22 protein-coding genes are annotated in these 25,362 nt (G+C 46.3%); 10 read left to right on the top strand and 12 right to left on the bottom strand.

Annotated elements, in window-relative coordinates:
• The first annotated feature begins 12 nt into the window (after positions 1-12).
• From KG118_RS05560 to KG118_RS05515, 10 genes are all read left to right on the top strand, one after another.
• A complete protein-coding gene (locus tag KG118_RS05560; protein ID WP_117711457.1) occupies positions 13-1,197 on the top strand; it encodes a C1 family peptidase in 1,185 nt (394 codons plus the stop codon).
• A 194-nt stretch (positions 1,198-1,391) separates the two neighbouring features.
• Positions 1,392-2,489 carry a helix-turn-helix domain-containing protein gene (locus KG118_RS05555; protein WP_117711283.1) on the top strand — a complete coding sequence of 366 codons (1,098 nt, stop codon included), beginning with the start codon at positions 1,392-1,394 and terminating at the stop codon, positions 2,487-2,489.
• Between the two features lie 3 nt (positions 2,490-2,492).
• Positions 2,493-3,611, top strand: a complete 1,119-nt coding sequence (locus KG118_RS05550) for a helix-turn-helix transcriptional regulator (RefSeq protein WP_117711282.1) — start codon at positions 2,493-2,495, stop codon at positions 3,609-3,611.
• Positions 3,612-3,946: 335 nt separating this feature from the next.
• Positions 3,947-5,350, top strand: coding sequence for a DUF6562 domain-containing protein (locus KG118_RS05545; RefSeq protein WP_117711281.1), 1,404 nt, complete (start codon positions 3,947-3,949; stop codon positions 5,348-5,350).
• 14 nt (positions 5,351-5,364) lie between these two features.
• Positions 5,365-7,254, top strand: coding sequence for a leucine-rich repeat domain-containing protein (locus KG118_RS05540; protein WP_117711280.1), 1,890 nt, complete (start codon positions 5,365-5,367; stop codon positions 7,252-7,254).
• Positions 7,255-7,282: 28 nt separating this feature from the next.
• A complete protein-coding gene (locus KG118_RS05535) occupies positions 7,283-8,185 on the top strand; it encodes a hypothetical protein (RefSeq protein WP_147331365.1) in 903 nt (300 codons plus the stop codon).
• 2 nt (positions 8,186-8,187) lie between these two features.
• On the top strand, positions 8,188-10,560 hold the full coding sequence (locus KG118_RS05530; protein ID WP_147331364.1) for a leucine-rich repeat domain-containing protein: 2,373 nt from the start codon (positions 8,188-8,190) through the stop codon (positions 10,558-10,560).
• A 676-nt stretch (positions 10,561-11,236) separates the two neighbouring features.
• On the top strand, positions 11,237-12,130 hold the full coding sequence (locus KG118_RS05525; protein ID WP_117711277.1) for an electron transfer flavoprotein subunit beta/FixA family protein: 894 nt from the start codon (positions 11,237-11,239) through the stop codon (positions 12,128-12,130).
• 4 nt (positions 12,131-12,134) lie between these two features.
• A complete protein-coding gene (locus KG118_RS05520) occupies positions 12,135-13,154 on the top strand; it encodes an electron transfer flavoprotein subunit alpha/FixB family protein (RefSeq protein WP_022217746.1) in 1,020 nt (339 codons plus the stop codon).
• A 7-nt stretch (positions 13,155-13,161) separates the two neighbouring features.
• Positions 13,162-14,868, top strand: coding sequence for an acyl-CoA dehydrogenase family protein (locus KG118_RS05515; protein ID WP_117711276.1), 1,707 nt, complete (start codon positions 13,162-13,164; stop codon positions 14,866-14,868).
• Positions 14,869-14,987: 119 nt separating this feature from the next.
• On the opposite strand, the gene KG118_RS05510 is transcribed toward KG118_RS05515, so the two are convergent.
• The 12 genes from KG118_RS05510 to hisS all read right to left on the bottom strand — a co-directional run bounded on the left by KG118_RS05510 (position 14,988) and on the right by hisS (position 25,314).
• Positions 14,988-15,284 (bottom strand): chaperone modulator CbpM, encoded by a 297-nt coding sequence (locus KG118_RS05510; RefSeq protein ID WP_009121266.1) that lies wholly within the window; start codon positions 15,282-15,284, stop codon positions 14,988-14,990.
• Positions 15,285-15,299: 15 nt separating this feature from the next.
• The gene (locus KG118_RS05505; protein WP_117711275.1) at positions 15,300-16,187 is read right to left on the bottom strand and encodes a DnaJ C-terminal domain-containing protein; all 888 of its coding nucleotides are present in this window, start codon (positions 16,185-16,187) and stop codon (positions 15,300-15,302) included.
• A gap of 99 nt (positions 16,188-16,286) precedes the next feature.
• Positions 16,287-17,636, bottom strand: a complete 1,350-nt coding sequence (locus KG118_RS05500) for a permease (protein WP_117711274.1) — start codon at positions 17,634-17,636, stop codon at positions 16,287-16,289.
• 9 nt (positions 17,637-17,645) lie between these two features.
• A complete protein-coding gene (locus KG118_RS05495) occupies positions 17,646-17,879 on the bottom strand; it encodes a thioredoxin family protein (RefSeq protein WP_117711273.1) in 234 nt (77 codons plus the stop codon).
• 13 nt (positions 17,880-17,892) lie between these two features.
• A complete protein-coding gene (locus tag KG118_RS05490; RefSeq protein ID WP_117711272.1) occupies positions 17,893-18,600 on the bottom strand; it encodes an aromatic aminobenezylarsenical efflux permease ArsG family transporter in 708 nt (235 codons plus the stop codon).
• A gap of 6 nt (positions 18,601-18,606) precedes the next feature.
• Complete coding sequence (locus tag KG118_RS05485) at positions 18,607-19,056, bottom strand: nitrophenyl compound nitroreductase subunit ArsF family protein (RefSeq protein WP_117711456.1); 450 nt, start codon at positions 19,054-19,056, stop codon at positions 18,607-18,609.
• 77 nt (positions 19,057-19,133) lie between these two features.
• Complete coding sequence (locus tag KG118_RS05480; protein WP_117711455.1) at positions 19,134-19,460, bottom strand: ArsR/SmtB family transcription factor; 327 nt, start codon at positions 19,458-19,460, stop codon at positions 19,134-19,136.
• A gap of 169 nt (positions 19,461-19,629) precedes the next feature.
• Complete coding sequence (groL, locus tag KG118_RS05475) at positions 19,630-21,267, bottom strand: chaperonin GroEL (protein ID WP_004290133.1); 1,638 nt, start codon at positions 21,265-21,267, stop codon at positions 19,630-19,632.
• A 42-nt stretch (positions 21,268-21,309) separates the two neighbouring features.
• The gene (locus KG118_RS05470; protein ID WP_004290132.1) at positions 21,310-21,582 is read right to left on the bottom strand and encodes a co-chaperone GroES; all 273 of its coding nucleotides are present in this window, start codon (positions 21,580-21,582) and stop codon (positions 21,310-21,312) included.
• A 278-nt stretch (positions 21,583-21,860) separates the two neighbouring features.
• Positions 21,861-23,363, bottom strand: coding sequence for a glutamine synthetase family protein (locus KG118_RS05465; protein ID WP_117711271.1), 1,503 nt, complete (start codon positions 23,361-23,363; stop codon positions 21,861-21,863).
• A gap of 302 nt (positions 23,364-23,665) precedes the next feature.
• Positions 23,666-23,824: a hypothetical protein gene (locus tag KG118_RS05460; RefSeq protein ID WP_018669324.1), complete on the bottom strand. Its 159-nt coding sequence runs from the start codon at positions 23,822-23,824 to the stop codon at positions 23,666-23,668.
• 128 nt (positions 23,825-23,952) lie between these two features.
• Positions 23,953-25,314, bottom strand: coding sequence for a histidine--tRNA ligase (gene hisS, locus KG118_RS05455; protein WP_117711454.1), 1,362 nt, complete (start codon positions 25,312-25,314; stop codon positions 23,953-23,955).
• Between the last annotated feature and the right edge of the window lie 48 nt (positions 25,315-25,362).

The raw sequence follows: 25,362 nt of genomic DNA, 5'->3' as shown, positions 1-25,362 counted from the left end.
AATTTAATCATGATGAAAAAGCCTATATTAATTGCCGCTTTAGGACTGTTCAGCCTGAATATCATGGCACAAGACGCCCCGAAAGAAGAGGGATTCGTCTTTACTACCGTAAAAGAAAACCCTATTACCTCCGTTAAGAACCAGAACCGTTCCAGTACATGCTGGAGCTTCTCAAGCCTCGGTTTCTTGGAGAGCGAGTTACTGCGTATGGGTAAAGGAGAATACGACCTCTCCGAAATGTTCGTCGTACACCACACAATGGTAGACCGTGCACAGAACTACGTGCGCTATCACGGTGACAGTTCTTTCTCGCCGGGCGGTAGTTTCTATGACATCATGTTCTGCCTGAAGAACTACGGTCTTGTTCCGCAAGAAGCCATGCCGGGCATCATGTACGGCGATACACTGCCTGTACACAATGAGCTGGATGCCGTAGCGGGCGCCTACACAGATGCCATTGCCAAAGGCAAACTCAGCAAACTGTCTCCCGTATGGAAGAAAGGTTTGAGCGCTATCTACGACACTTACCTCGGCCAATGCCCCGAAAAGTTCACTTATAAGGGAAAGGAATATACTCCGAAGACTTTCGGCGAATCACTCGGTATCAACCCGGATGATTATGTATCATTGACTTCGTATACACACCACCCGTTCTACACCCAGTTCGCCATTGAGATTCAAGACAACTGGCGCAACGGACTTTCTTGGAATCTGCCGATAGAGGAACTGATGGCCGTTATGGACAATGCTGTTAAGAACGGTTACACCTTTGCATGGGGTAGCGACGTTAGCGAACAAGGTTTCACCCGCGACGGTATCGCCGTTATGCCGGATGCAGCCCGTGGCGCTGAACTGACCGGTTCGGACATGGCACGTTGGACAGGTCTTACCGCTGCCGACAAACGTAAAGAGCTGACCGGCAAACCACTGCCGGAAGTAAACGTGACTCAGGAAATGCGTCAGACAGCTTTCGACAACTGGGAGACAACCGACGACCACGGAATGGTTATCTACGGTATTGCCAAAGACCAGAACGGAAAAGAATATTTCATGGTAAAGAACTCTTGGGGATTAAGCGGCAAGTATAAAGGCATTTGGTATGCTTCCAAGGCTTTTGTTGCTTACAAAACCATGAATATCCTCGTTCATAAGGACGCACTTCCCAAAGATATTGCCAAGAAACTGGGTATTAAGTAACAATAACCCGAAACTCATATAAGAAAAGAAAGCCGCAAAAATCGCTTTCCTATTTCTTTCAGGCACGATTTATACAGAAATTTACGGTTCTGCTTAAACTTGTCCGTAATTATCCTGTATAAGCCGTGCCTGATTTATTTTTAAAGCCGGCTATATGCCCGTTCAGGTGCAAATAGAATCTCAGCAAACCAAACATGGAACAACAGATATTCGCTCATGTCACGCAATTTTCATCTTGCGCAGCCTTGCTTATGGCAACTTTGTTGTGGATGCAGCGTAATGGAAACCATTCACGCACCTATTTGGCAATCGTCTATCTGGTTTGCGGCATAGACTTTTTCGTACGTACTCTTCACCTTTACGGTGGAGAACCTTTCATACCCGAAGTACTTCATCCCTTTCACCTATGGATGGCTTTGATAGAACTTCCGCTGTTTTTATCCTATCTGATTGAGATTGCAGAACCCGGTTTGCTTACCCGCCGGAGGATGATAGCGCTATATTCGCCCGGACTGATATGGGGAATATGCCTGCTGCTTCCCGGACTTCATTTTCGGGTACTGCACACTTCCGGAGACATCCTCTGCCATCTTGCCGAAACAAACGTATGGCTACGTATCGCATTCCTTCTGCTAATGTTCCCTTACAGTCTCCTGCTTTACCGGATATCCTGCAAGCAGAAACGAAACAACACGGACAAGAGACTGATATGGATTTATACCGCCGGACTTACACTATCCTTACTGTTCTTTACGGCGTCTTCCGTTGTCGACTCTTTGTCCGCAGCCAACCTATATTTGCTGTACGCATTGGCCGCTTGTGTTTACATCGGCTATTACGAAATATTCATGCGTATCCACATACCTTATGACAATCTTGAAGAGTTTTATGACGAACGTAATTTCAAGGGCAAAGAACAAGATAACAGCCTCAAGGAAAATTCTTCTAACGACGAGCTTTGGAAGAGACTGACAACTCTGGTGGACGAAGGACAGCTATGGCGTAATCCCAACCTCAAACAAAGCGACTTAGTATCTCTTTTGGGTACGGAATCCCAAACACTATCATACTTGTTTAAAGACAAAGGCTATACTAAGGGCTACTGCGAGTACATCAACCGCAGGAGAATTGAGAATTTCATAGAGATAATGCGGCAGTACCCGCAGAAAAACATACAAGATGTATTCTTCGATGTGGGTTATCGTTCGCGCATGACCGCCCACCGTAACTTTAAAGAGTATGCGGGAACCTCGCCAACCGAATATTTAGCAAACCTTTTAGAAGATATATAAGCCATGTCAATCTACGAAAAACTCGCCAATCTGATACTCAACTTCACCGCCTGCACTTTCTTGGTATCTCTTATATTCTTATGGCTGCGACGCAGGCAAGGCGACCGGGCAAGGTACTTTCTGATTTTCACCTGCCTTTACGGGACACTAAGTTTCTTCGTTCCCATAACCCTCTCCTACACCGCAGCCCCTATGCCTGTCTCCGTCCTATGCGCATACAATCTCATAGGAGGGCTTTTTTATCTTATCCTCTTCCATTTATACCCCATAGAGGTTATCAGCCCCGGTTGGCTTACCCCCAAAAGAACCGTTATGCTATTCATGCCCTGGGTTTTGTTGGTAGTTGCTTGGATTGCCCTTCCGATGACAATTCGCGAGTTGCACTCTTTCGGAGAAATCATTCAATATATCGGAGAGCCCAATGTCTGGTTCCGGGTATTGATACTCCTTACAATACTGCCCTACAATATCATGATATTTGTAGTTCCCCACAACTGGATGAGAAGCAGCGTCAGCAATCGTTGGATTTATTTTTATTCTACCGTTATCATCTGCATCGGTATAGTCTACGACATATTTACGCTCACCGGACTTATCATTGTCCTTCCTGTACATCTGACTCTCTTCCTTATATTCTGTATTCTCATCGTCTACCAAGAACTGTTTATCCGCATCCCGGTTCCGGCAGGAAATCAGCCAAGAGCGGTGGCAACCATCCCTGAGTGGACTCCCGTACTAAATATATTCTCTCAAAAACAAAAAGGCACGAAGAACCATCCGGTATGGATTGAACTGAACAAGATAATGACAAATGATGCCCTTTGGCGTGACCCCAACCTCACACAAGACAGTCTCTCTGCAAAATTATGCATCAGCCGCAGCTCTCTTGCCACAGTAATCCGGGAGTCCGGTTTCTCGGGTTACAAAGAATACCTGAATCGTTGCCGCATAGAAGACGCATTGAAAATAATAAACAGTGACAGAACCGTGAGCATATACCAAGCATTCTTTACAGTGGGGTATCGTTCACGAAGAACAGCCAAGCAATATTTCCAAGAATACGTGGGCTGCACCCCTGCCGAATACATGAATTGGTTGGAAAAAAGCAGGAACGAAGTATAGTGTATCACTTATTTAGCAGTTCTAACACCGTTAAAAGCGGAATGTCACAGTTTTGTCCCCAAAATAAATCCGGATGATACACACATATCTGAAATGAAATAATAACTTTGTGATATAGCGATTGTCACAATATAAGAGCGTTTAACCTACCCGTTTTATCCGCCTTTTCATTTCTTCAACCGCACTACCCAAGGCAGAGAGTCCTAATCTTTTTTGCAAAATATTTAGTACAATATATAGTCATTCGTCCCCTTCTTCTCCCCTGTTTTCTCTTACTTGCAGGGACAGTTTGCGCTATTGTTATATTGAATAACTTTTGTAAATACCATAATAATATGAACAAAACAAACAAACTCTCTCCCGGCTTATTTTTTAAGCGTCAACTATTGTGGTTCGCCTGTCTTTCACTTCTGATACCGACTGCCTGCGACAAGGCGGATGAAGACGGAGACATACCCGAACAAACCTCTGCCGTAACCATCAGTCTGAACACCGATGCCGTAACCGGCAAGCCGCTGCGCGACGTACATCTTTACTGTTTTGACAAGACAGACAAACTTGTACAACACAACTATTATGAAAAAGCGGAAAGCCTGACCCAAAATCCCATTCTCCTGAAAGAGGGATACTACACCATCATTACCCTATTCAATACCGAATCGGGACTGATTCCGTCCAAGCGCGCCTTGTCTCGAACGGAAATGAAGGTTACACGCGCCGATGAGCTTCCCGATATTTCCCTGTCCGGCTTCATCGATTGGTTGCCGACCGTATCGGAATCCTACTCCGACCTGCTGACGGGTATGATTCAAAGCCAACTGACCCAAGGTCCAAGCCCTATAACTATGGAGATAAAGAACGGATTGGCAGGCATCGGAGTTGCCGATGTGACACTCCAAATGACCTTCCCCTCACCGCTGCTGCCCGACTTTGTGATGCAAAATTCACGCGCCACAGGCACGGAGGTAGGATTGCGTACCGTTATCGAAGCCTATAAATCGGGCACGGAGGAGCGTGTACTACGCAAAGAGACCTTCGTCACCAAGGTGAACGAGGAAGGGCTGTACACTGCAAAAATCACACTCCTGCCGGGCGACTACGACCTGCGCCTTTGGGGAGACTATGCAGCCGATGCCAATACAGACAACCACTATATCACCACCAACCTGAAAATGGTAAAGGTACAACCTAAAGAGAAGTACACCGCAAATACCGACACCCGCGACGCTTTCTCACAGACCGCATCGGTCACTGTAGCTGCAGAGAGCCTCAACAAGCAGATAACCATGCACCGCCCGCTGGCGAAATACCGCCTTGTGACAACCGACGTGGCAGCCTATGAAGAGATGCGCCGGGCACAACAGTTTCCGCCGCTCGAAGAATTAAGCGTCACGGTAGTATACGGCGGTTTCATGCCTTGCGCATACAATATTGTAGAGAGCAAACCCAACGACTCCCAAACAGGCTATCAGTACGCTTCCACCCTCTCCGGGCAAAGCGACAAAGAAGCGACCGTAGGCAAGGACTTCATCTTTGTCGACGACAAGCAATCGTCGGTAGTGGTGAGCGTGTTGTTCAAAGACAAAAACGGCAAGATTGTCAGCAGCGCAAGCGACATCCATATCAACTATCGTGCCGGATACCTCACTACGGTACGGGGCGATTTTCTCACAGCCGGCACCGGCGGCGGTGTTGTGATAGACACCGAGTGGGAAGGCAACTATGAAGTAGAATTCTAAAAACAGAACAGACAATGAACAAGATACTGTATTATATAATGTGTGCGGTTCTGCTATTGGCAGGTTGCACCGAAGAGACAGACGCCCTGCTGCCACAGAGCACCGGGAAAGTTACCGTTTCCATGACTGCCGATACGCAGTATGCCAACGAATCCGCTCCGATGGCAACTACCCGCGCCACAACGATAAGCCGCTATGTAATGGAAGTATACACCGATGAGGGCTGCACCATTCCCGCCCCCGTATTTGCGGACAACGGGAACCACAAAGAGCAGACAAGCGCCGACTTTGTACTGACACTGGATAAGAACCAATCCTACCACTGTCTGCTTTGGGCAGATGCCGGCGACGGAGTCTATACCGTCACCGACCTGAAAGCCGTAACGCTGGCAGATGCCACAAAAGAGGCTTCCGAAGCCTATTACGCCAAAGCCGCCTTAGAGCATAAAGATGCCCAGACCGTTACGCTCAAACGTGCGGTAACGTTGGTGAAGCTTAAAGACAAGAACGGAGTAGATGCAGGCAAAACGCTCAACCTGAAATACAGCCAACCTTCACAGTTGAACCTGCAGACAGGAGCAATAACCCAAGAGACACAAGTAAGTCGCAATGTCACCACCCAACAGACTGCCGCAGGCGAAGTGATAACGGAGTTCTATATGCCGGCATCACAGGCCAAAACCTCCTTTTCGCTAACGTTCAACTACGACGGCGAAGGCGAAGAGGTGGTAGCCGACATCCCTTTGCAGGCAAACTATACAACGGGAGTGACGGGAGAATACAAAAAACAATTACCACCCGACTTTATGACTTTCACTATCGACCTGACAAATTGTTCTGATAAGCTCTACATTCTTCCGTTTGAAAACGGTATCACCGGTAATTACACGCTGACAATAAATTGGGGTGACGGCAAGGAAGAAACCATTGCTCCGGAAACGACCCTTCCAACGAGCGGTGTCAGCCATACTTTCGCCGAGAATAAAGAATATACCATTACCATTACCTCCTCGCAAGGAGATGTTTCAAAAGTGCAGATGCCTGCCTTTATGCCGGGATATTATCATAACACTACGAAATACAACAGCAAAAAATTAAAGGCTATGAACACTCCGATGCTTAACACCGGAGAGACCTCTTTCTCGAATTGTTTCTACGGTTGCCAGTTTCTGACTACAATTTCCGCCACACTCTTTAATAAGAATCCTCAAGTGACCGCTTTCACAAGCTGTTTCAGCAACTGTCTATCCTTGCAAGATATTCCGGAGCAACTATTCGCAATGAATGAAAAAGCAACAACGTTCACCAACTGTTTCTCTTCTTGCGGTTCCATCACAACCATTCCCGCCACGCTGTTTGCTGCCAATACACAGGCCGTTTATTTCAGCGGCTGTTTCTCCTATTGTACCGCTCTGACCAAAGTGCCCGACGCACTGTTTGCTACCAATACACAGGTCACCGATTTCAGTAAGTGTTTCACCTATTGTTCGGATCTCACTACCATCCCCGCCAAGTTGTTTGAGAAAAACACATTGGTCACCGATTTCGACAAGTGTTTCGAAGGGTGCAGTGCACTGACGGAGATTCCCAACCTACTGTTTGCAACAAATAAATCGGCTACCGGTTTCAGTAAGTGTTTCAGCGGTTGTAAAGAAGCAAAGCTCAATCCTAATATTTTCTGTAACGAAGCAACGGAGAAAACAACACGTTTTCTGAACATGACGATAGATTTCACCTATTGCTTTAAAAGTTGCGCTTACAGTCTCAACACCAGCAGTGCTGCCGGAACCGCCCCGGCACTATGGGAGTATACGTATGGCAGTGGAACTATAACAAAGACAGACTGTTTTGAAAGCGTCTACACCGTTAGCAATTCCAGCGCCATACCTAATGAATGGAAATAAGTTACAACCTTATAAACGACATAAGATTATGAAACAAAATATAGTAACGATACTGATAAGTCTGGCAATCTTGCTTGCCGGATGCAGCAAAGACGAAATCGCGGGCACAACCGTCCCGAACAAGCAAACAGCGACGTTTACCGTCACTACCGATGCCACCACCCGCGCGGAAGTCACCGACCTCACCCGCTACATAATGGAAGTGTACGAGGGTGCAACGGCAACGGGAACTCCCGCCGAACACATTGAGCAGAATAACGGTACATTCAGCATCACTCTTAAGGGAAATACCGCCCACACCATACTTTTCTGGGCAGACTATGGCACACCCGATGCCAACACCGCCAACGAGTACAATGCTGCCGACCTGAAAGCGGTGAAGTTACAAGGAACAACCTCCTTCCGCGCCGCCACCAAAGCGGCATGGAGCGGAATGTTAGCATTTACTTCCGGTGATAGCACCCCCAAAAGCAAGACCGTGACGCTGACCTACTCCGTAGCTCAAATCAACTTCAAGCAAAGCGCACAGCCTGATTTCATAGAAGACAACAACACGCTTGCCGTCTCCTTCAAGCAAAGCTACTCGCTGAACGTTGCCGACCGCAAGGTTGCCGACATAGCCTCAACCCCGACTCTTACCGAGATAGCCATCACCTCCAAGACTGCAAAAGAACTGGGTACCTGCTACGTCATTGCCCGCGGTGACAACTCTGAAGAAAAGACGCTCATGGAGATTGAAACGACATTCGGCAAAGGTTCGGGAGACGCTGCCGAAGCGGCAAAACCCTTATCTAATGTTCCTATGCGCGCCGGCTTCCGCACCAACATCACCGGTGCGTACAGTGACGTGTGCAGTTCCACAGTAACAATGGATTGTGACGAAACGTGGGAAACACCGGACTATGAAAAAACGAACTATAAAAACAGATGAATATGAAATATACAGTTTTAACGGTACTGGCAAGCCTGATAGTTTTGCTTACCGGATGCAGCAACGACGAAATAGGCATGGGAGATTATAACCGGCAGTCCACTTGCGTCAGTGTCAGCACCGATGCGTCAACGCATACCCGCACCAATCCCGCCGAAATCACCCGCTACGCAATGGAAGTGTACAAAGACGAGAACTGTACCACCGCAGCCAACGTTTTTGGCCACGGCGATGCCGCCACCTACAAGGCGCAGAGCGACAACGGCGAGTTCTACATGACACTCGACAAGGAACAAAGCTACTACTGCCTTTTCTGGGCTGACAACGGCGAATACACCATCGACGACCTGAAAGCCGTAACATCAGGCACTGACAAGCAGGTTACCGAAGCCTATCACGGCAAAAGCAGTATCTCCGGAACAGAGAAAGAAGTGAGCGTAACACTGAAACGCGCAGTAGCGAAGCTCACTTTGGAAGAGAGTGGAGCCTTAGCTGCCGGAACACTGAAGGTGGCATACGCACATAAGACTCAATTCAATGTAGCCACCGCCAAGACAATAGGTACGGAGACCGCCCAAAGCAAGGAAATGACCGTCAGCGAAACCGGCGGGGGCGCTATCGGCGGAACCGTCCTGCTACTGGCGGATGCCGGCGAGGCAACCCTGCACAACTTCGAGTTTACCTACACAACGGCGGGTGGCAGCGCCCGGCCCGCATTTACGGTATCCAACGTCCCCCTGCGCGCCAACTATATCACCGGCATCAAAGGACACTTCTCCGGCAATACCGCCTATTCGTTCGAGGTAACTTGCGAGGACACATGGAACACACCTGATAATAAGTTCCCACAACCTACGGATAAAATGACCTTCGTCATAGACCTGACGAATACCAACTACTCCACCTCATTCACCCTTCCCTTCTATCCGGGTTTGGAAACCGGCGACTATATACTGACCGTGGATTGGGGCGACAACAGCGAACTGATGACCATCGCTCCGCACACCACACTCGACTTAGACCTACTTACACACGCCTATACCGACAGACAGGAGTACACCATCACCATCGCATCCTCACAAGACGATGCCACAAAGGTTCAGATGCCCCGGTTTAGGACTACATCCAATGAAAACAGCAATGAAAAATTAAAAGCTATGACAAGCCCGATACTGAATACGGGAATGACAAGTTTCAGCAGTTGTTTCCAATACTGTACCTCATTGACAACAATTCCTGAAAATCTGTTTGAGAAGAATACAGGAGTTACCAGTTTCAGTTACTGTTTCCTAAGCTGTACTTCACTGACGGCAATTCCCGAAAAGCTGTTCGCTACGAATACAGAAGCCACCAATTTCAGTTACTGTTTTGAAAACTGTATTTCACTGACGGCGATTCCCGAAACGTTGTTCGCTACGAACACAGAAGCGACCAATTTCAGTTACTGTTTCAAATCCTGTATTTCACTGACGACGATTCCCCAAAAACTGTTTGCTGCGAATACAGAAGCGACCGATTTCAGTTTCTGTTTCAATAACTGTAGCGGACTGACAATGATTCCCGCAACACTGTTTGCCGCCAATACGAAAGCTACTGATTTCAGTAGTTGTTTCCAATACTGTACTTCACTGACGGCAATTCCCGAAACGCTGTTTGCAACGAACACAGAAGCCACCAATTTCAGTTACTGTTTCTCTCAGTGCAAAACTCTGACAGAGATTCCCGCAACACTGTTTGCAGCGAACACAAAAGCTACCGATTTCAAAAGTTGTTTCGTGAATTGCAATCAGCTGACGACGATTCCCGGGACACTGTTCGAGAAGAATACAGAAGTCACCTATTTCAATGAATGTTTCTCTCAGTGCAGCAAGTTGACAACAATTCCCGAAAAACTGTTCACAGCCAGTACGAAAGCTACCGATTTCAATAAATGTTTCTATCAGTGCAAAGTTCTGACCACAATCCCGGGCACACTGTTCGCAACGAATACGCAAGCCGCCGATTTCAGTAAATGCTTCTCTTACTGCAATGAACTGACGGAGATTCCCGCAGGTCTGTTCAAGAAGAATACGGAAGCCACCAATTTCAGTGAATGTTTCTATGAATGCACCAAAGCCAAGCTAAATGCCAACATCTTCTGTGACGAAACGACAGAGAAGGCCACACGCTTTCAAGGTGTCGGCAAGATAGATTTCACTTCCTGTTTTAAAGACTGCGCTACATACTCTGTAACCGGTTTCGATGCAGGAACCGCCCCTGCACTATGGACATACACATATGGCAGCGAACCGAATACAAGCAGCTGCTTCTACGGGATAGGAGCTGTGGGCAACAAGGGAGATATAGCGGATTCTTGGAAAGGCTCGCCGAATTAATTGTCGTCACTTGTCACTAAATCTCCGTATCCCTCTATTCATGGGAAATACAGAGAGTGACGACAATACTATAAGAGTGACGACCAATAATTGGTCGTCACTCTTTATACCTCTGTGTAAAAACCCTATCATTAGCTTCGCTCAAAACATCTTTTGATTTTTACACTAAGGTATAGTCTGTCATTCAGAGGAGCTTGCGACGAAGAATCTCCTCCCTTATGTATGCAGAAAAGAGATTCTTCACTTCGTTCAGAATGACAAAATGATAGGACTTTTATGTCTTGACACATTTAGTATTTCTTCGTCCCGCAGCCGGCAACCGTAGAGCCCGCAGTTGGCAACCGGACGGCCCGCAATTGGCAACCGGACAGCCCCCAAATGGAAAACGAGGTTTTGCATCGTTCCGAGTAACATTTTACATCACACAAAAACGGAAAAAGAACCGTCCTCATCCTATTTTCCTTATGTCATACGCTATCTGCGACACTGTCAAACGTTTTGCGTTTTTGCTCAAAATCTTCTCGGATGTGCATTTTTTACTTTGTTTTCTTGTCAAACCCAACTCTTTGCGTAAATTTGCACGCTGATAGTTAACCGGATAATTTCAGTAGCAGGACTCTACTACTCCTATTCCCGGCACTGACATATAGAAATACTAATACTAATTATTAATAGCATGAGTTTGAAAATTGTTGTATTGGCAAAACAAGTTCCCGACACACGTAACGTTGGGAAAGATGCCATGAAAGCCGACGGAACCATTAACCGCGCGGCACTCCCTGCCATCTTCAACCCCGAAGACCTGAATGCCCTTGAGCAAGCTCTCCGATTGAAAGATGAACATCCGGGCTCCACCGTAACCATCCTGACTATGGGACCGGGACGCGCAGCCGAAGTTATTCGTGAAGGACTTTACCGTGGCGCCGACAACGGCTATCTGCTGACTGACCGCGCTTTTGCCGGAGCTGATACACTGGCCACCTCCTACGCCCTTGCCACCGCCATCAAGAAGATTGGCGATTACGACATCATCATCGGCGGTCGCCAAGCCATCGACGGTGATACGGCTCAAGTAGGCCCGCAGGTAGCGGAAAAGTTGGGATTGACGCAGGTGACTTATGCAGAAGAGATTCTGAATGTGGACAAAGCCGCCAAAAAGATTACCGTAAAACGTCATATCGACGGTGGTGTGGAAACGGTAGAAGGCCCGTTGCCCATCGTTATCACCGTCAACGGAAGCGCCGCTCCCTGCCGTCCGCGTAATGCCAAACTGGTACAGAAATACAAACGCGCCCTCGGCGCACAGGAGAAAGCCGCCATTGAAAAAGAAGGCGCAGAACTGCCGTATGCAGCCCTTTATGAGAAGTATCCTTATCTGAACATCACCGAATGGAGTGTGGCCGACGTGAACGGCGACCTCGTACAATGCGGTCTGAGCGGTTCGCCTACAAAGGTGAAAACCATTCAGAACATTTCATTCCAAGCCAAAGAAAGCAAGACACTGACAGGCAGCGACCAGGATGTAGAAGATTTGATTGTTGAACTGTTAGCTAACCACACGATAGGATAAGATTATGAATAATGTATTTGTATATTTAGAGATAGAAGGCACTACGGTTGCCGATGTCAGTCTCGAACTCCTGACCAAAGGTCGTAAACTGGCTAATCAGTTGGGCTGCCAGCTGGAAGCTGTTGCCGCCGGAAACAATTTGGCAGGCATTGAAAAGCAAGTATTGCCCTTCGGCGTTGACAAACTGCATGTATTCGACGCCCCGGGCTTGTTCCCATACACTTCCCTTCCCCACTCTTCCGTCCTCATCAACCTGTTCAAAGAAGAACAACCGCAAATCTGCCTGATGGGTGCAACCGTTATCGGCCGTGACCTCGGTCCGCGCGTGTCTTCCGCACTGACCAGCGGACTGACCGCCGACTGTACTTCACTGGAAATCGGCAACCATGAGGATAAGAAAGAAGGCAAGACCTACGAAAATCTGTTATACCAAATCCGTCCCGCATTCGGCGGCAACATCGTAGCAACGATTGTGAACCCCGAACACCGTCCGCAAATGGCGACCGTACGCGAGGGCGTGATGAAGAAAGAGATTCTGGATGCCAACTACAAGGGTGAAGTTATCCGTCACGACGTTGCCAAGTACGTTCCCGAAACGGACTATGTAGTGAAGGTTATCGACCGCCACGTAGAAAAAGCCAAACACAATCTGAAAGGCGCTCCCATCGTCATAGCCGGCGGTTACGGCATGGGCAGCCGCGAGAACTTCGATATGCTGTTTGAACTGGCTAAGGAACTCCACGCCGAAGTAGGCGCCAGCCGCGCCGCCGTCGATGCAGGCTATGCCGACCATGACCGCCAGATTGGTCAGACCGGTGTTACCGTCCGCCCGAAACTCTACATTGCTTGCGGCATCAGCGGACAAATCCAACACATTGCCGGTATGCAGGAGAGCGGTATTATCATCTCCGTCAATAACGACGAAAATGCTCCTATCAACACAATTGCAGACTATGTTATCAATGGTACGGTAGAAGAAGTTATTCCGAAGATGATTAAGTATTACAAACAGAATAGTAAGTAAGGAAATTATGGCTAATTTTTATACAGATATTCCGGAACTCAAGTTCCACTTGAACAATCCGATGATGGAACGTATCTGCGAACTGAAAGAACGCGGCTACGAAGATAAAGACAAGTTCGATTATGCTCCGCAGGACTATGCGGACGCCATCGACTCATACGACAAGGTACTCGAAATCACCGGTGAAATTACGGGTGAGATTATCGCGCCCAATGCCGAAGGCGTGGACGAAGAAGGTCCTCATTGCGCCAACGGCCGTGTGGAATATGCCAGCGGTACCAAACAGAACCTCGACGCTATGGTGAAAGCCGGCTTGAACGGTATGACCATGCCGCGTCGTTTCGGCGGACTGAACTTCCCTATTACCCCGTACACCATGTGCGCGGAAATCGTAGCTGCCGCCGATGCCGGTTTCGGCAACATCTGGTCTTTGCAAGACTGTATTGAAACTCTTTACGAGTTCGGCAATGAAGACCAGCACAGCCGTTTCATCCCCCGCATCTGCGCCGGCGAAACCATGTCAATGGACTTGACCGAACCGGATGCAGGCTCTGACTTGCAATCGGTAATGCTGAAAGCTACTTACGACGAAGCAAACAACTGCTGGCGTCTGAACGGCGTGAAGCGTTTCATCACTAACGGCGATGCCGACCTGCACCTCGTACTGGCACGTTCGGAAGAGGGAACAAAAGACGGCCGCGGCCTGTCCATGTTCATCTACGACAAGCGTGACGGCGGCGTAAACGTTCGCCGCATCGAAAACAAGCTGGGTATTCACGGTTCTCCTACTTGCGAGCTGGTCTACAAGAATGCGAAGTGCGAGCTTTGCGGCGACCGCAAACTCGGTTTGATTAAATATGTAATGGCACTGATGAACGGCGCCCGTCTGGGTATCGCCGCCCAGTCCGTAGGTTTGTCACAAGCCGCCTATAACGAAGGTCTGGCTTATGCCAAAGACCGCAAACAGTTCGGCAAAGCCATCATCGAGTTCCCCGCCGTATACGATATGCTGGCTATCATGAAAGCCAAATTGGATGCAGGCCGCGCCTTGTTGTACCAAACTTCACGCTACGTAGACATCTACAAGGCATTGGACGACATCGCCCGCGAACGCAAACTGACTCCGGAAGAGCGTCAGGAACAAAAGAAATATGCCAAATTGGCCGATTCTTTCACTCCGCTGGCCAAAGGTATGAACTCCGAATATGCCAACCAGAACGCTTACGACAGCATCCAGATTCACGGCGGTTCCGGTTTCATGCTGGAATATGCTTGCCAGCGCATTTATCGTGACGCACGTATCACCAGCATCTACGAAGGTACTACGCAGTTGCAGACGGTAGCCGCTATCCGCTACGTCACCAACGGTTCTTATGCCGCCACCTTGCGCGACTATGAACTGATTCCGTGCAGCGAAGAAATGCAACCGTTGTTGAATCGCGTAAAAGAAATGACAAACAAGTTCGAGGCTTGCACCAATGCCGTTAAGGAAAGCGGCGACCAAGAGTTGCTTGATTTCGTGGCCCGCCGCCTTTACGAAATGGCTGCCGTATGCGTAATGTCCCACTTGCTGATTCAGGATGCTGCAAAAGCTCCCGAATTGTTCGCCAAATCGGCACTGGTGTACGTAAACTATGCTGAATCGGAAATAGAGAAGCACTTCAACTTCATCCGCAAGTTCAAGGCTGAAGAGTTGGAAGGTTATCGCAAGTAAAAGTCTTAAAACTTTGATTGACATTTCATCCTGTCATTCAGAGGAACTTGTGACGCACTCTCTTCTTCGTCACAAGCTCCTCTGAATGACAGGATGAAATGTCAATCGGAGTTTTAAAGTCAGTCCAAGCCTCCCAACAGTCTCAGCTTATTGTGCAGCGAATAAATCTCCTGCTGCATACTTTCCATACGCTCCAGCAAATGATGAATGGCATCAATACCTTCGATATTGATAGACAAGTCGTAATACATACGGCTGTAACGCTCTACATCCGGCAATTGGGAAAATTGCAAACAGCGTTCGCCACCTTCCGTCAAAATATCTATCAGACCGCCTTCCTGCAACATCTCAATGAACGAGGGCTCTATGTGGCACTTGTCACAATACTCACTGATTATAATTAATTCGTTCTGCATAACTCGTTCTCCTTTTTAGTTCATACTTTGAATTTTACGGAACAGTTCTTTCTGCTGCTCCGTCAGATTCGTCGGCAACTTTACGGAATAAGTCACAATCAAATCACCGAACCGGCCTTCCTTCTTGTATACCGGAAAACCTTTCCCTTTTAGACGGACTTTTGTCCCGTTCTGCGTTTCGGGCTTTACTTTCAGCTTCACCTGACCGTCCAATGTATCTACCAACTTCTCGCCACCCAGAAGCGCCGTATAAAGGTCAATATCCACATCTACATACAGTTCGTCGCCCAAGCGTTTGAATACGGGGTCCTCAGCAATCACAAAAGTAATGTACAAGTCGCCTGCAGGTCCGCCGTTGATGCCCTCGCCGCCATAGCCTTTCAGCTTAATGACTTGGCCGTTTGCCACACCGGCAGGAATGGTGATACGGACATTCTTACCGTTCACCGTCAATATCTGCTTATGGGTTTGGGCTGCATCCCGAAGCGACAGGTTCAAATCGGCATGGAAATCCTGCCCGCGAAAACCTGTATTCGCTCCGCCTCCGCCACGTGTGCGGTGTCCGAACATCTGTTCAAAGAAATCGGAGAAGCCGTCTGCATCCTGACCGCCGAAGCCACCGAAACCTCCCGTCCCGGCTTGCTGTTGCGCCCGCTTCTGCGCTTCAAATTCATCGGCGTGCTTCCAGTGCTCGCCATATTCATCATATTTCTTTCTTTTCTCAGGATCACTAAGCACCTCGTTGGCTTCGTTGATAGCCTGAAACTTATCTTTGGCAGTAGCGTCATTAGGATTCAAGTCGGGATGATATTTGCGCGCCAACTTACGGAACGCTTTCTTGATATCATCCTGAGATGCCGTTTTGTCTACTCCAAGGACTTGATAATAATCAATATAAGCCATAGTTTATAAGTTTTGTATTCTAAAATGGATAGAACAAACAGCACACCAACTTTGTTTTTCGGGAACTAAAATGTGTAAACGAAATTAAAAATCTTATTTTTAAATACCAATCGAAAGGTTACCAAATACAAATCCCGAAATTGTCGCCATAATGATAACAAGAACCACATATACAATGGTCTTCTTTGTGCCCATAACACCCCGGATAACCAACATATTAGGCAACGACAGCGACGGTCCCGCCAACAGCAACGCAAGCGCAGGACCTTTACCCATGCCGGAAGCAAGTAACCCCTGAATAATAGGAACTTCAGTTAGTGTTGCGAAATACATAAACGCTCCTGTAAAACTTGCGAAGAAGTTGGAAAGTAGAGAATTTCCACCAACCGCCCACTCTATCCACTCGTTAGGAATAACTCCGGCGATAGCAGTGCTGTCGTGCGTAGAGCCCAGCAAGAAACCTGCAGTAACGACACCGATTGCCAATAAGGGCAGTATTTGCTTGGCAAACCCCCATGACGAAAAAGCCCAGTCCCGATTCTCTTCATCTCCCTTGTCGAAAAGCAGAATGACGGAAAGCAACGTTATGCCTACAACCATCGGTACTAGCGGTACTAATTTAGCATTGGAAACGAAAGCTCCGGCAAGAAAAGCGGAGGCAATTGTCAGCACTGCTCCGACACATACCCACAATACTCGCAATCTCAATATTTTGACGAGTGACCAACAGAGCATCAATGCGAAAATTCCCGCAATATACCATTTATAGGAGAAAATGAAATACCATAATCCCCTGTCGGAAGCGGCAGGTGCACCCCAGTTCGCAAAAACAAGAATCAGTACCAACGTAAAGAAATGAAAAGTAGTCTGCCACATCGGACGCTTTTCCGGTGGCGGCACAATATTCATCTGTTCCTCTTGTTTGGCTTTCTCCTCCTTACGGAAAATGAATGCCATTGCAAGCCCTATCACTACAGAAAAGCCGATAGCTCCCACCATGCGAGCAATGCCCATCTCAATACCCAAAATACGGGCCGTCAAGATAATGGATAAAATACTGATGGCAGGACCTGAATAAAGAAAAGCGATGGCAGGACCTAAGCCCGCACCCCGTTTGTAAATACTTGTAAATAAGGGTAAAATCGTGCAGGAGCAAACAGCCAATATACCTCCCGAAATAGCGGCGATCGTATAGGATAGCCACTTCTTGGCATTTGCCCCGAAATATTTGAGCACTGAACCCTGACTGACGAACACAGCAATCACCCCTGCTATGAAGAATGCAGGAAGCAGACATAGCACTACGTGTTCCTGAGCATACCATTTTGCAAGATCGAGAGTCGCATCAATGGCCGTCATAAAACGCTCGTTGCCAAACGGCATGAAGAAGACTGCCGCAAAAACTATGATAATCCAAAAGAGTATTTTCAGTTCCTTTTTCGCATCCATAGCCACATTTTATATACCGAGTATTTGCTTTACCTCTGTTTCAGACGGAACGTGTCCCTTGATTTTAACCTCTCCATCCACCATAACGGCCGGAGTAGCCATAATGCCGGAATTGAGTATTTCTACAATATCCTCTACTTTTGTGAGTTTTACATCAAGATGGTTCTCACAGATTACTTTCTCTATTGTCTGATAGGTTGTCTTACATTTGGCACAACCCGCTCCCAAAACTTTAATTTCCATGTTTCTATCTTTTTTATAAATATATAATTATACAATAATACACGCCGATAATCGAGAACACGCCCCCGACAATCCTATTCAACCATTTTTGTATAGTCTGCATTTTACCATAAAAACCGCCGATATGCTGTATGCTGAATGCCAATATCCAAGCCACCGCCAAAACGGGCAGCGCAGTAGCTATGGCGAAAAGGACAGGTAACAGATAACCTGCAGTAACCGTTGCCGACATCGGAATCAACATCCCGAAATAAAAAACTCCGCTGGTGGGACAAAACGCCATTGCAAATAGCATTCCGAGCAGAAGCGCTCCCCATCCTCCTTTACGAGCCAGACCTTCGCCATCTCCCTTGAAACCGAAAGAAGGCAATTTCAATTTGCTGCCGAACAATATAAACAAGCCTATAAGAAGCAAGGCAGGACCAAGTATGCGCTCTCCATATTTACCTATGAACCTCTGAATACCGAAAAGATTGGAACCTTCTTTGAGTACCAGTATCAATACAATCCCCAGCAAAGTGTAAGCTATGACACGACCGAATGTATATAATAAACCATTGCGGAAAATCCGGCGGCGGTTTTCAATGTCTTTGCCAATAAATCCGATAGCGGCTATATTCGTAGCCAACGGACAGGGTGAAACCGCTGTGAGCAGCCCCAAAAGAAAAGCCGTAAGTGCAGGGGTTGTACTGCTTTCCAATAATGCCTGTAACCACTCCATAAGACTTTATTCCAATAAGGTACGGACTTTCTCAATCACTCCGCTCTTGAAAGTATCAGGAGCCGTTCTGGCATTGGCAAAAGCATATTCCGTCAGATTCTCATACGTTTCTTTACCATCTCTCCACTTGCTGACGAAAAGCGACGACCATGCAACCTCGTATTTATTGGCAACAGTCTCGTTCTCAGGCTTGGATATGTCGATTGTTTTAAAAACGACTGTTCCGTTTTTCAGTTCATCGGCAAATTGTGTCTCTATCGCTTCTTTGGCATTCTTTTCTATCGCCATGCAAGTGGCACACCGCCGTTTACCATGAAAATACAGCACTTCCACACAGTTTTCCTGTTCCTGCAACTGTATTTGCTCTACATCCGCAGAGCGGTTCTTCCCCGCTCCATTATTGCCGCAAGCTGTCAATCCGCAGCAAATAACCAACACTAAAATCAGTCTGTTCATACGCATTTGTTTGTATTGATAATTATCCATGTTTGTATTTCGTAAAACTACGAACATTAAAGAGAAAAAAATTGCCGCTATTCGCAACAACTTTCCTTTTTACAGACACACTGCCCAAAAAGTTTAGACAAAAGCATAGAGGCTATTTTCCAATTCTCCCGATTGATACAATACTTTACTTTCGGTGTCTCTATCTCTCCTTGTATCAGTCCTGCATCTTTCAACTCCTTCAAATGTTGTGAAACCGTCGCTTTCGCAATAGGGAGTTCCTCGTGGATATCTCCGAAAAAACAACAGTCCTGTTTGGCCAAAAAGTCAAGAATAGCCACCCTTGCCGGATGCCCTATCGCTTTTGCAAAGCGAGCAATTTGCTCTTGTTCTAATGTGTATTTCTTGGTTTCCATCATCTTCTCAATTATATGTTCGCAAAACTACGAACAATATTTTGTACCACAAAACATTGCAGCAATTTTCTTTATGAAAAGCATATACTCCAACATAAAAAAACCGCGATGCCTTTATGTAAGACATCGCGGTCAATCTATATGATTAAGAAATCAAGGAAAAACGATATTACATCATTCCGCCCATACCGCCCATTCCGGGAGCACCCATCGGCATTTCGGGCTTATCTTCTTTCTTTTCTACAATTACACACTCAGTAGTCAGGAACATACCTGCAATAGAAGCGGCATTTTCAAGAGCTACACGAGTTACTTTTGCAGGGTCTACCACACCGGCAGCGTGCAGATTTTCGTAAACATCGGTACGTGCATTATAACCGAAGTCAGCCTTACCTTCACGAACTTTCTGTACCACAACTGCACCTTCTTTACCGGCGTTGGCAACAATCTGGCGCAAAGGTTCTTCGATGGCACGCTTGATGATGTCGATACCTGTAGTTTCGTCAGCATTGTCTCCTTGCAGACCTTCCAAAGCATCCAGTGCACGAATGTAGGCTACACCACCACCTGCAACGATACCTTCTTCGATAGCCGCACGAGTAGCGCGGAGCGCATCATCTACACGGTCTTTCTTCTCTTTCATTTCTACCTCGGAAGCCGCACCCACGTACAGAACAGCTACACCACCCGACAACTTAGCCAGACGTTCCTGCAATTTTTCTTTGTCATAGTCGGACTTAGTAGAAGCAATCTGAGCTTTAATCTGTTCGCAACGTTCTTTGATATTTTCTTTTGCGCCGGCACCGTTTACGATAGTTGTATTGTCCTTAGAAACAGTTACCTTGTCGGCAGTACCCAACATTTCGATAGTAGCTTGTTCCAGCTTCAAGCCTTTTTCTTCGCTGATTACAACGCCACCGGTCAATACGGCAATGTCTTCCAGCATTTCCTTGCGGCGGTCACCGAAGCCCGGAGCTTTCACAGCACATATCTTCAACTGAGAACGCAGACGGTTAACAACCAATGTAGTCAGCGCTTCGCTATCCACGTCTTCTGCAATTACCAACAGAGGACGACCGGTCTGTACAGCCGGTTCGAGGATAGGCAAGAAATCTTTCAAGTTAGAAATCTTCTTATCGTAAATCAGGATGTACGGTTTTTCCATTTCGCATTCCATCTTTTCAGTATTGGTAACGAAATAAGCTGAAAGATAGCCACGGTCGAACTGCATACCTTCCACTACGCCGATAGTAGTATCTGTACCCTTAGCCTCTTCGATAGTGATAACGCCATCTTTAGAAACCTTACGCATAGCGTCTGCAATCAATTTACCGATAACCGGGTCATTGTTGGCAGATACAGAAGCAACTTGTTCAATCTTATCGTAATTGTCACCAACTTTCTCAGACTGGCTCTTGATAGATTCTACCACTTTGGCAACAGCCTTGTCGATACCGCGCTTAATATCCATAGGGCTTGCACCGGCAGTTACATTCTTCAAGCCTTCGGCTACAATGGCCTGAGCCAATACGGTAGCAGTAGTTGTACCGTCACCTGCATCGTCACCTGTCTTAGAAGCAACTTCCTTAACCAGTTGTGCACCGGTATTTTGATAAGCATCAGCCAATTCCACTTCTTTGGCAACCGTTACACCGTCCTTTGTAATGTGGGGAGCGCCGAATTTCTTTTCGATGATAACATTACGTCCTTTCGGGCCGAGAGTTACTTTTACTGCATTTGCCAGTGTATCGATACCTTTTTTTAATTGGTCGCGGGCATCGATATTGAATAATATTTCTTTTGCCATAATTCTATTTACTATTTTAACGATTTACTATTTACAAATTAATTATCCCAATACAGCGAGTACGTCGCTCTGACGCATAATGAGGTATTTGGTTCCTTCAACTTCCAGTTCTGTACCGGCATATTTTCCATACAATACTGTGTCACCAACCTTCAACACCATTTCTTCGTCTTTTGTTCCGTTGCCAACTGCTATAACTTCACCCTTTAAAGGTTTTTCTTTTGCCGTATCAGGAATAATGATACCGCCAATTGTCTTTTCTTCTGCAGGTGCAGGGAGTATCAGCACTCTGTCTGCTAATGGTTTAATGTTCATAGTCTCTTTGTTTTTATATGTTATACATTTATTATAATAGTAATTTTTGCTTTATGTAAGCGAAAAAGAACTTACGAAAACTGTGCCAAAAGGCAAAGCTGTTCGTTTGGCAGATTCAAACTGACAAAATGGCAAGGAATAAAACGGATAATGCTATATTTGCAGCCTCAGAAGAATGATTCCATATCGCATCATCTGTTTATACAAAACGCATCATCCGTTAACCCTCAACAGATGATGCGTTTATACTTAACAGATGATATGTTTCGCTCTAATCTTTATCCGCAGTGGAAATATCTCTCAACCAATTTCAACATTGCTTCCTGATTATTCTGAACCTCACTGCGCAAGGTCTTATCCTCATAAGAACGCAACTTACTGATAATTCCGTCAATCATGGCGGGGCTGAAAACATTGTACTTCTCAAAAGCGGCACGCTGTTTCTCCAAACAGTCTGCAGAAGCTGTACAGCTATCAGGCAATTGGGCCAGTTGTTTCAGTTTATCCTCGTTTTCTTTCTTGTGAATATTTACATTCACATAAGTCTTGTCTGCAATTTCCAAAGCATTTGATATTTCAAATCCATGACGGCAAGCCACTGCCAAACCTGCAATCAGCTGGTACAAATCGGCTGAGCCGTCCGGAGAGCGCATCTCCACCGTTTGCTTTTGAGTTGTGTCGTAGTTGCTCGGCGCTTCCAATGGATTAGCGAGCATACACATATCGGTCTTGGCCGACCATCCCAACGGAACGCGTACCAGTACGGAACGGTTGCGGTCGCCCCAACAAATATTGGTAGGAGCTTCCTGATGGGGCACAAGACGGAAATAAGAGGTAGGATTCGTATTGCCGAATGCGGTAATGGAAGGGGCCAATTCCATCATCCCCGCAATAGCCTTGCGGGCTGTTTCGGAAAGTACGCCGTCTTTCAACATCTGATTTTTTCCATCCTTCATGATACGCATATGAATGTGTAACCCGGAACCGGCTTTTCCCGCCGTTATTTTCGGAGCAAAAGTAAGGTCGAATCCATAGTGATGAGCAAGGTTACGGATAATCCATTTAGCAATCATCAATTGATCGGCTGCCTGATCGGCACGTACCGGCAAGAATTCAATTTCATTCTGTTCATATATTTTGCCGTCAAGAGTGAAATTACCCACTTCGGAGTGCCCGTATTTAATTTGTCCGCCGGCTTGTGCAATATATGACATACATTCGGTACGGAACTCGTTGAACTTGGCATAAGGAGCAGACTCGTGGTAACCACGCTGGTCGGTAGCCGGAAACATCCCACTATCTTCCGAAATAACATAATATTCCAACTCGCCCATAGCCTGAAACTCCATGCCTGTTACTTCCGTAAATGCCCGGCAAGCCTTGCGCAAAGTATGTTCCGGCGAACTTTCCAACGGTTCACCGTCTTTATTGAAGAAAGAGCAAAGCATGGAAAGTGTAGGCAAATCGGCAAACGGGTCTTCAAAAGCCGTACAAAAACGGGGCACTACATATAAATCGCTGCTGCCCGCTTCAATAAAAGGAAACAAACTGGAACCGTCCACACGCTCTCCACACGTAAGAATGGCATCGAGATATGCTGCGTCATTAATAACAAAGTTCAGGGTTTTCAGTCGTCCGTCAGCTGCCGGATACATGAAATTCACCATAAGGATTTCATTTTCCTTTATATAAGATACGATGTCGGCCTTTGTAAATTCGGAAGCCGGCTTTTGAAGTTTAGCCACCAACGGATTGGCATGCATTGAGAAATCTTGATTCATGATTTTGGTTGTTTTTAATTTATGATATGGTTAACAAAATCCGTTTGCACTGAAATTTTGAGACATTAATCTACAAATATACAAAAAGGCAGCTAACCGCAATGGGATTAGCTGCCTTTATTTATTCTCAATATGGGTAAATACTACAAAAAGGTAATACGTCTCAGCAAAACTATAAGTTAATATCATAACCCATACGATATTAACATCATAAATACCATGATATTAACTTGCCACATCGCACTTGGTTAACATCATCAGTACAATCAAGTTAACTTCCTATAAGGCTTATCAATGAAGTATCACTCCAATAAGTTCTCAATGGAATAATTTTCCCAAAAAGTCTTGGTAGAGTGCACCAGCGAACTCCCCATATAAAGCAAAAACAACACCGCTATGACAATCATCAAAAAGCTGACGAGGGCATTGTGCTTTTCTTGTTTAAATTGAACGGAAACCATACAAACCTCCTATTTTATTGTCACTGCAAAGGTAAATGCCAAAGATTACATTTCTGCGACACCTCCTTTACAAATATATAAAAAAAGGAGCACATTTGTGCTCCTTTTTAATAGTATTTCAGTTTTTATTAATTCAGTTCGCTTACCAACTCTTCGGGAGTAACCAACTTCTGTTCGCCGGTTTCCATATTCTTCAAGGTTACCTTACCTTCATTCATCTCATTCTCTCCAACCAAAGCAACAAACGGAATCATCTTGGAATTGGCATAACTCATCTGTTTCTTCATCTTACTGGAATCGGGGAAGATTTCAGCACGAATACCTGCTGCACGTACTTGAGCAAGTACATTCATAGAGAAAGCAGCTTCTTTCTCACCGAAATTGATAAACAGAAGTTGTGTACCGTTCACCGCTTCTTTCGGATAAAGTTCAAGTTGGTTCAATACATCGAATATACGGTCTGCACCGAACGAAATACCTACTCCCGAAACACCTGCCATACCGAATACACCGGTCAGATTGTCATAACGGCCACCACCGGTGATACTGCCTATTTGTACATCCAGTGCCTTTACCTCAAAGATAGCGCCGGTATAGTAATTCAAGCCGCGGGCCAAAGTCAGGTCAAGTTCAATCTCATTCTTCAGACCGAGAGTTGAAAGAGTCTTCAAGATAAATTCACTTTCTTCCACACCTTTCAATCCCGTTTCACTGGCAGACAATACTTGTTTCAGAGTAGCAAGTTTCTCTTCATTGCTGCCGCTCAACAAGATAATAGGCTGCAATTTGGCAATAGCCTCATCGCTGATACCTTTCTCCTTCAATTCGGCATTGACATTGTCCAACCCTATCTTGTCCAACTTATCAATAGCTACTGTAATATCCACTATCTTGTCGGCCTCACCGATAATCTCGGCAATACCGCTCAAAATCTTTCGGTTGTTGATTTTAATACAGACACGAATGCCGAAACGTGTAAATACAGTATCGACAATCTGCATCAACTCTACCTCATTCAGCAAAGAATCACTGCCCACAACATCGGCATCACATTGGTAGAACTCGCGATAGCGTCCCTTCTGCGGACGGTCGGCACGCCAAACAGGCTGAATCTGATAGCGCTTGAACGGGAAAGTTATTTCATCCCTGTGCATTACGACATAACGGGCGAAAGGCACGGTAAGGTCATAGCGCAAACCTTTTTCACAAAACTTGCTTGCAAGCTTCGCGGCATTGCGGCTCAACAGTTCTTCGTCCGTCAGACAAGAAAAATAATCACCGGAATTCTGTATCTTGAACAACAGTTTATCGCCCTCTTCACCATACTTTCCCATCAAAGTGGAAAGCATTTCCATAGAAGGAGTTTCTATCTGCTGGAAACCATAAAGATGATAAACATCACGAATCGTATTGAATATATAGTTACGCTTCGCCATTTCTACAGGCGAAAAGTCACGGGTCCCTTTTGGAATACTTGGTTTTGCTGCCATAATCGTATCAATCATTTATAAAATAAGACGGCAAAGTTACGGTATTTT

The sequence above is a fragment of the Bacteroides propionicigenes genome (assembly GCF_018390535.1).
Lineage (GTDB): Bacteria > Bacteroidota > Bacteroidia > Bacteroidales > Bacteroidaceae > Bacteroides > Bacteroides propionicigenes.
This window is presented reverse-complemented; position numbering and strand designations above follow the sequence as displayed.

Coding starts and splice junctions, on each gene's coding strand:
- KG118_RS05560 (WP_117711457.1), top strand. CDS start 13: ATGAAAAAGCCTATATTAATTGCCGCTTTAGGACTGTTCAGCCTGAAT.
- KG118_RS05555 (WP_117711283.1), top strand. CDS start 1,392: ATGGAACAACAGATATTCGCTCATGTCACGCAATTTTCATCTTGCGCA.
- KG118_RS05550 (WP_117711282.1), top strand. CDS start 2,493: ATGTCAATCTACGAAAAACTCGCCAATCTGATACTCAACTTCACCGCC.
- KG118_RS05545 (WP_117711281.1), top strand. CDS start 3,947: ATGAACAAAACAAACAAACTCTCTCCCGGCTTATTTTTTAAGCGTCAA.
- KG118_RS05540 (WP_117711280.1), top strand. CDS start 5,365: ATGAACAAGATACTGTATTATATAATGTGTGCGGTTCTGCTATTGGCA.
- KG118_RS05535 (WP_147331365.1), top strand. CDS start 7,283: ATGAAACAAAATATAGTAACGATACTGATAAGTCTGGCAATCTTGCTT.
- KG118_RS05530 (WP_147331364.1), top strand. CDS start 8,188: ATGAAATATACAGTTTTAACGGTACTGGCAAGCCTGATAGTTTTGCTT.
- KG118_RS05525 (WP_117711277.1), top strand. CDS start 11,237: ATGAGTTTGAAAATTGTTGTATTGGCAAAACAAGTTCCCGACACACGT.
- KG118_RS05520 (WP_022217746.1), top strand. CDS start 12,135: ATGAATAATGTATTTGTATATTTAGAGATAGAAGGCACTACGGTTGCC.
- KG118_RS05515 (WP_117711276.1), top strand. CDS start 13,162: ATGGCTAATTTTTATACAGATATTCCGGAACTCAAGTTCCACTTGAAC.
- KG118_RS05510 (WP_009121266.1), bottom strand. CDS start 15,284: ATGCAGAACGAATTAATTATAATCAGTGAGTATTGTGACAAGTGCCAC.
- KG118_RS05505 (WP_117711275.1), bottom strand. CDS start 16,187: ATGGCTTATATTGATTATTATCAAGTCCTTGGAGTAGACAAAACGGCA.
- KG118_RS05500 (WP_117711274.1), bottom strand. CDS start 17,636: ATGGATGCGAAAAAGGAACTGAAAATACTCTTTTGGATTATCATAGTT.
- KG118_RS05495 (WP_117711273.1), bottom strand. CDS start 17,879: ATGGAAATTAAAGTTTTGGGAGCGGGTTGTGCCAAATGTAAGACAACC.
- KG118_RS05490 (WP_117711272.1), bottom strand. CDS start 18,600: ATGGAGTGGTTACAGGCATTATTGGAAAGCAGTACAACCCCTGCACTT.
- KG118_RS05485 (WP_117711456.1), bottom strand. CDS start 19,056: ATGAACAGACTGATTTTAGTGTTGGTTATTTGCTGCGGATTGACAGCT.
- KG118_RS05480 (WP_117711455.1), bottom strand. CDS start 19,460: ATGGAAACCAAGAAATACACATTAGAACAAGAGCAAATTGCTCGCTTT.
- groL (WP_004290133.1), bottom strand. CDS start 21,267: ATGGCAAAAGAAATATTATTCAATATCGATGCCCGCGACCAATTAAAA.
- KG118_RS05470 (WP_004290132.1), bottom strand. CDS start 21,582: ATGAACATTAAACCATTAGCAGACAGAGTGCTGATACTCCCTGCACCT.
- KG118_RS05465 (WP_117711271.1), bottom strand. CDS start 23,363: ATGAATCAAGATTTCTCAATGCATGCCAATCCGTTGGTGGCTAAACTT.
- KG118_RS05460 (WP_018669324.1), bottom strand. CDS start 23,824: ATGGTTTCCGTTCAATTTAAACAAGAAAAGCACAATGCCCTCGTCAGC.
- hisS (WP_117711454.1), bottom strand. CDS start 25,314: ATGGCAGCAAAACCAAGTATTCCAAAAGGGACCCGTGACTTTTCGCCT.